Below are 5,347 nucleotides of genomic sequence, written 5' to 3'. Positions count from 1 at the left end.
ACCGCAGGATTCAGCTCAAAAGTAGGGTAGAGGCTGTCTAATATTAGGGTAGCTCCTGCCCCTTGCCCACCGCGTGCCCGCGGCGTTTATTCCGAGAGGCAGCGCAACTGAAAACCGTAGGCACGGTAATCAGTGCTGCCGGGACGGAGCCATGTGCCCCCGAAAATCAAGTTCAGGCCACTGCTCCCACTGGTTGTGGAAGACCAGGCGTAACCCCCGCTACCCCCGTGGCCCGGTGTGCCATCCGTGCGATCGCGGTAGCCCGGGGCGAAACGCCGCAGTCCCTAGTCCTTACCCGACAGAAAGATAGAACCGAAGAACGTTGAGAACGAAATTCATACTCCTTATTGTACTGCTCGTCGCACTGTTCGGAGCCGATGTGGTCGTCGGTTCGACCGGGCTGTTGTGGCCCTTCGGCGCCGGTCGGGACGACGTGGCGTGGCGGATTCTGTTCGACTTCCGGCTGCCCAAAGCGACTGCGGCATGGCTAGTCGGGAGCGCGTTGGCCGTGAGCGGTCTGCTGATGCAGACCGTCTTTCGGAATCCCCTGGCAGGGCCTTACGTGCTGGGCGTCAGCTCGGGAGCGAGTCTTGGCGTGGCGCTTTTTCTGCTCGGAGCGCCCGTGCTCGGCGGCCTCGGCGTGGCGCGCGATCTCGGAACGGCCGTGGCTGCATGGGGTGGAGCAGTGGCGGTGCTGGTCGTCGTGATGGCCGTTTCGGCCCGCATCAAGGATATTATGGCCGTGCTGATCCTCGGGATGATGTTCGGCAGCGGCGCCGCGGCGCTGGTCGATGTCTTGCAGTATTTCAGCAGCGACAGCGCGTTGAAAGGGTTCGTCATCTGGTCGATGGGGAGCCTCGGCGGGCTGTCGCACGTCCAGCTACTGATTCTCGCCTTGTGTGTCGGCGGAGGGATGCTGCTGGCCGTTCTTTCCGTGAAACCGTTGAACCTTTTGTTGTTGGGTGACGAATATGCCCGGAGTATGGGAGTCTCGATCCGGCGGGTGCGGACGGTGATTTTTTTGGCGACCTCATTGCTGGCGGGCGGCGTGACGGCCTTCTGCGGGCCGATCGGGTTCGTCGGCATCGCCGTGCCGCACCTGGCCCGGATGTGCTTTCGGAGGGCCGACCACCGAGTCCTGCTGCCCGCTTCGATGTTGATCGGGGCCGATCTGGTGCTCCTGTGCGACCTCTTGTCGCAACTGCCGGGCACCGATCTGATCTTGCCCATCAATACGCTGACGGCGCTGGTGGGGATACCGGTGGTGGTCGCCGTGGTGGTCAATAACAAACGCGGGAGGATGATGTAATGGGGCTCGAAATCGAATCGCTCACCCTCGGTTACCGACCGAAGCGGAAAGAGGAGCGCATTTTGCAAACGGGGTTGACGCTGCGGGCCGGGGAGGGGAAGATCGTGGCCCTGCTGGGGCGGAACGGGGTCGGAAAGAGCACCCTCCTGCGGGTCTTGGCCGGTGTGCGGGCGCCGTTGGGCGGATCGGTGTCGTTGGATGGCGAGGAGTTGTTACGGCTCGCTCCGGCGGAACGGGCCAAACGGATCGCCTTTGTGACCACGGAGTCGGTGACGGTGGCTCACTTGCGTGTGTACGAGGCGGTGGCTATGGGGAGAGCGCCGTATACGGGGTGGTTCGGATCGTTGTCGACGGAGGATGAGCGGCGGGTGGCCGAGGCATTGGAGCAGGTCGGGATGACCGCCTTTCGCGAGAAGACGCTCGACACGCTCAGCGACGGAGAACGGCAGCGGGTGATGATTGCGCGGGCCTTGGCGCAGGACACGCCGGTGATGCTGCTCGACGAACCGACGGCTTTTCTCGACCTGCCGAACCGGTATCACATCGTTCTGCTGTTGAGGCGGCTGGCGCATCGGACGGGCAAGATCGTCGTTTTTTCGTCTCACGACCTGTCGGTGGCGCTCCAGTTGTGCGACGTGTTGTGGGTGATGGGGCGCGACGGAGTGGAGGCGGGTGCGCCGGACGAGTTGTTGGCGAACGGAGCGATCGGGCGGATATTCGGTGATTTGCCGCTGCATTGCGGGGCCGACGGAACGATTCGATGGGCGGTTCCGTTCGGGGATGGGGAGTAACGCGAACGCCGGCTGTCGTGATAAACGACAGCCGGCGTTCGCATTTGCCGTAAAGCGGCATTATTGTTTTTTCTTGCGGCAGAATCGTTTCCGGCACCACAAAACGCCCCACACGATCGCTCCCCCCAGAATCAGCCACCAGATGTGGAACAGGAACAACACGATGATCCGCAGTACGCTGAGGCCGCGCGACAAGGCTTGTCCCGCCTCCTTCCAGAATCCCGGACGGTAGGGCTGCACCTCGTCCGACTGCGGAAGTACCTCGTTTCGAACCGTTTCGCGCTGGTAGAGGTGCAGCGTCACGGTGCTGAACCGAATCCGGTCGTTCAACCGCCGGAGCTGCAACACGGCTTCGTCTCCTTCGAGCGTGCGTTTGAACGTCGCCTCCGTAGCGGAGTCTGTCCGAGGCCGCCGGTTCGAATCCGATACATATTTCTTATATCGTTTGTCGGTCTGTTGCCGTCCCTGCCAGTCGAGCGTCACATCCTCCGCCTCCATCTTGCGGTAATCCAGAAAGTCGATGTGGTTCGAAATCAGCTGCAATACCGTGTCCAGCCGTTCGCTCGGCACCCGGATCTTCATCCGGCACGAGAGCCGATGCGTGGTGGTCTCCAGGATCGAATCCCGACTGAGCGGCGTCGTTCGGGTCGAAAAGACCGAATTTTCCATGTCGCTGCTCTCTACGAAGCCTCCCTGTTGCCGCACGATCTCTTCGATCGAGTAGATCGAGGTGGCCAAGTGTTTGACGCGGAACTTCATCGTCGCCGTGCGGACGAATCGCCGCGAGCTGTCCGACGACGCCACCGAACCCGCGGCCAGCAGCTCCCGCCACTCCGTTTCGCCCTTGTTGCGGCCCGTTCCGGACGGAGTACCTCCGTAGACGGCATCGGCAGCGTTCGTTATCCCCTCGTCCTCCGACAGGTCGACCTCTTCGACCTCTACGGCAGCCTCTTCTTCGTGCAGACCCGAGGAGCCGCCGTGCGATCCGCAACCCGGCAGGCCGAGCAGGGCCGTTGTGCTTATCCAGAGCAGAATCAACCGTTTTTTCATAACGTTTCGTCGTTTAGGTGTTTGGTCTTCGCCTCGTTCCAGTATCGCTCCATCTCATCCGCCGGGAGGTCTTGTAAAGATACGCCTTTTTCCTTGGCTTTGTGCTCCATGTATCCGAAGCGGGCCATGAATTTCCGGTTCGTCCGCTCCAGCGCCAGGTCGGGATTCACCCCGTACAGCCGCGCGGCGTTCACTACCGAAAAGAGCAGGTCGCCGAACTCCGCCTCCAACCGGTCGGCCTCCGCACCCTCTATTTCGACCTGAATCTCCTCCGTCTCTTCCCGCACCTTTGCCCACACCTCCCGCCGTTCGTGCCAGTCGAACCCCACCGTCGCCGCCTTCTGCTGAATCCGGCAGGCCTTCGGCAAGGCAGGCATCCCCTTCGGCACCCCCGCCAGAATCGTCTTGTTGCCGTCTTTCTCTTTCTGCTTCAGCACCTCCCAGTTCTGTACCACCCGCCCCGCATCGGCCGCCACCGCCTCGCCGTAGACGTGCGGGTGGCGGTAGATCAGCTTTTCGCAGAGCGCCGTCGCCACGTCGCCGATGTCGAACCGTCCCTCCTCCTGTGCGATCCGGGCGTAGAAGACGATGTGCAGCAGCAGGTCGCCCAACTCCTTCTTTATATATAGAGGATCGCCCTCCACGATGGCGTCCATCAGTTCGAAACACTCTTCGATGGTGGCGTTCCGCAGCGAGAGCATCGTCTGCTCCCGATCCCATGGGCATTTGACCCGCAGTTCGTCCATAATGTCCAGCAGCCGTCCGATGGCGGCTAGCTTTTCTTCCCGGCTATTCATGATCTCTTTTGGTTGTGTGTCTGTTTTCGCGTGTTTGTCGGCCCTGTTTCCAAGCCGCCGCATTGATTTCTGCCCATTCGGCGTACCGTTCTCGTTTCGTTTGGTTGCCCGTGAGTTGTCCCCACGCGGCGTGCAGCCGGTATCCTGTTTGGGCGAGCCGATATGCCCATCGGGCATGACTCGTTCCGTGTACTTTATTATAATAGATGTATTTCGACTCTTGTATCCGTTGAAATTTGGTGTTCGGCACCGTGCACGACTGTCCGGCCAGGTGAATGATCCGGGCCTGAGGTACCGACCAGACCTCGAATCCGCTCCGCCGGATACGCACGCAGAGCTCGATGTCTTCGTAGTACATGAAAAAGTCGGGATCGAAAGCCTCCCGGTTTTTCAAGGCGGCTCGTCTGACCATCAGATCCGCTCCCACGATGTATCCGACTTGTCGCGGCTCGGACGTGTGGTTGAACCAAGGCTCGTTCGGCCACAGGCGCCGCTTGATAAAGGCGGGCAATTCCCAGCCGAGTCCGTGCACCGACGCGAACGATCGATTGGGTGCGGTTCCGTCTGCGCGGAACAGGTTTCCGCCCGCGACTCCCGCTTCCGGACGGTTGTCCAGAAATTCCGCCAGAATGGCCGGCGCATTGTTGAGCAGTACGGTATCCGAGTTGAGGAAAAAGAGGTATTCCGCTTCTCCGAAACGTTCTTCCAATACCTTCACGCCCAAATTGTTGGCGCGTCCGAAACCGAGATTTTCCCCGGCCTCCACACAAACGACCTCCGGAAATTCATTTCGTACCATCTCGGCCGACCCGTCCGTCGAGCAGTTGTCCACCACCGCCATCCGGATTGTCTTCTCACCCCCGTGCGATAGGTAGGTAGCGAGTGATTGCAGGCAATTCCGCAGGAGCGCGCACGTGTTATAGTTGACAATGACGATTCCTATTCGCATCGGTTGTTGTTTTTTGATACTCTATATCGGTTTGGGTATAAGAGTACTACAAAGCTACGGAAAAAAAGAATTCGAAAAAATATTCGAAAATGTTTGCAAAGACCGGAAAGGTGATTACCTTTGCATCCGCAAAAGAGGGGAGGTGCGTGGGATGGCGGGGTGGCGGAAAAAAAGTGAAAAAGTTTTTGCAGAATTGAAATTTTGAATTACCTTTGCAGTCCGTTTCGGAAGTTTTTCCGGCGGACGCAATAAAGTTGCTGTTTTTTCGTTTGTATTCATCCGGGAGTTCCCGGAAGCGAACGTGAAAATATGAAGACCTGAAAAGGTCAAAAGTTCATTGAAGTATTGCAGTTGTAGTACAAGTTTTAGGAGCCAGTAGTGGCTCACCGCCTAGAGATAGGTGGGAAAAAAGCTTAGTCAATAAAAGAAACAGGTAGTAAAGAAACCGGAG

General features: G+C 59.1%; 5 protein-coding genes. 2 read left to right on the top strand and 3 right to left on the bottom strand.

Going from position 1 to position 5,347, the window contains the following annotated elements:
* Positions 1-322: 322 nt before the first annotated feature.
* Positions 323-1,309, top strand: a complete 987-nt coding sequence (locus ACTO3O_RS09655) for a FecCD family ABC transporter permease (protein ID WP_297831275.1) — start codon at positions 323-325, stop codon at positions 1,307-1,309.
* On the top strand, positions 1,309-2,100 hold the full coding sequence (locus ACTO3O_RS09650) for an ABC transporter ATP-binding protein (protein WP_297831272.1): 792 nt from the start codon (positions 1,309-1,311) through the stop codon (positions 2,098-2,100). Before ACTO3O_RS09655 ends, ACTO3O_RS09650 begins: the two co-directional genes overlap by 1 nt.
* Positions 2,101-2,160: 60 nt before the next feature.
* On the opposite strand, the gene ACTO3O_RS09645 is transcribed toward ACTO3O_RS09650, so the two are convergent.
* The 3 genes from ACTO3O_RS09645 to ACTO3O_RS09635 are packed head-to-tail and all read right to left on the bottom strand — an operon-like array spanning position 2,161 to position 4,896.
* Positions 2,161-3,150, bottom strand: coding sequence for a DUF4349 domain-containing protein (locus ACTO3O_RS09645; RefSeq protein ID WP_297831269.1), 990 nt, complete (start codon positions 3,148-3,150; stop codon positions 2,161-2,163).
* Complete coding sequence (mazG, locus tag ACTO3O_RS09640) at positions 3,147-3,947, bottom strand: nucleoside triphosphate pyrophosphohydrolase (protein ID WP_298080750.1); 801 nt, start codon at positions 3,945-3,947, stop codon at positions 3,147-3,149. Before mazG ends, ACTO3O_RS09645 begins: the two co-directional genes overlap by 4 nt.
* Positions 3,940-4,896 carry a glycosyltransferase family 2 protein gene (locus ACTO3O_RS09635; protein WP_297831264.1) on the bottom strand — a complete coding sequence of 319 codons (957 nt, stop codon included), beginning with the start codon at positions 4,894-4,896 and terminating at the stop codon, positions 3,940-3,942. Before ACTO3O_RS09635 ends, mazG begins: the two co-directional genes overlap by 8 nt.
* Positions 4,897-5,347 lie beyond the last annotated feature (451 nt).

This window comes from Rikenella sp. (assembly GCF_056799795.1).
The sequence above is the reverse complement of the archived record's forward strand: the minus strand, read 5'-3'. Positions and strand labels throughout refer to the sequence as shown.

What these genes read in the sequence shown, in the direction of transcription:
- ACTO3O_RS09650 (WP_297831272.1), top strand. Translation starts at nt 1,309, where the DNA reads ATGGGGCTCGAAATCGAATCGCTCACCCTCGGTTACCGACCGAAGCGG.
- ACTO3O_RS09645 (WP_297831269.1), bottom strand. Translation starts at nt 3,150, where the DNA reads ATGAAAAAACGGTTGATTCTGCTCTGGATAAGCACAACGGCCCTGCTC.
- mazG (WP_298080750.1), bottom strand. Translation starts at nt 3,947, where the DNA reads ATGAATAGCCGGGAAGAAAAGCTAGCCGCCATCGGACGGCTGCTGGAC.
- ACTO3O_RS09635 (WP_297831264.1), bottom strand. Translation starts at nt 4,896, where the DNA reads ATGCGAATAGGAATCGTCATTGTCAACTATAACACGTGCGCGCTCCTG.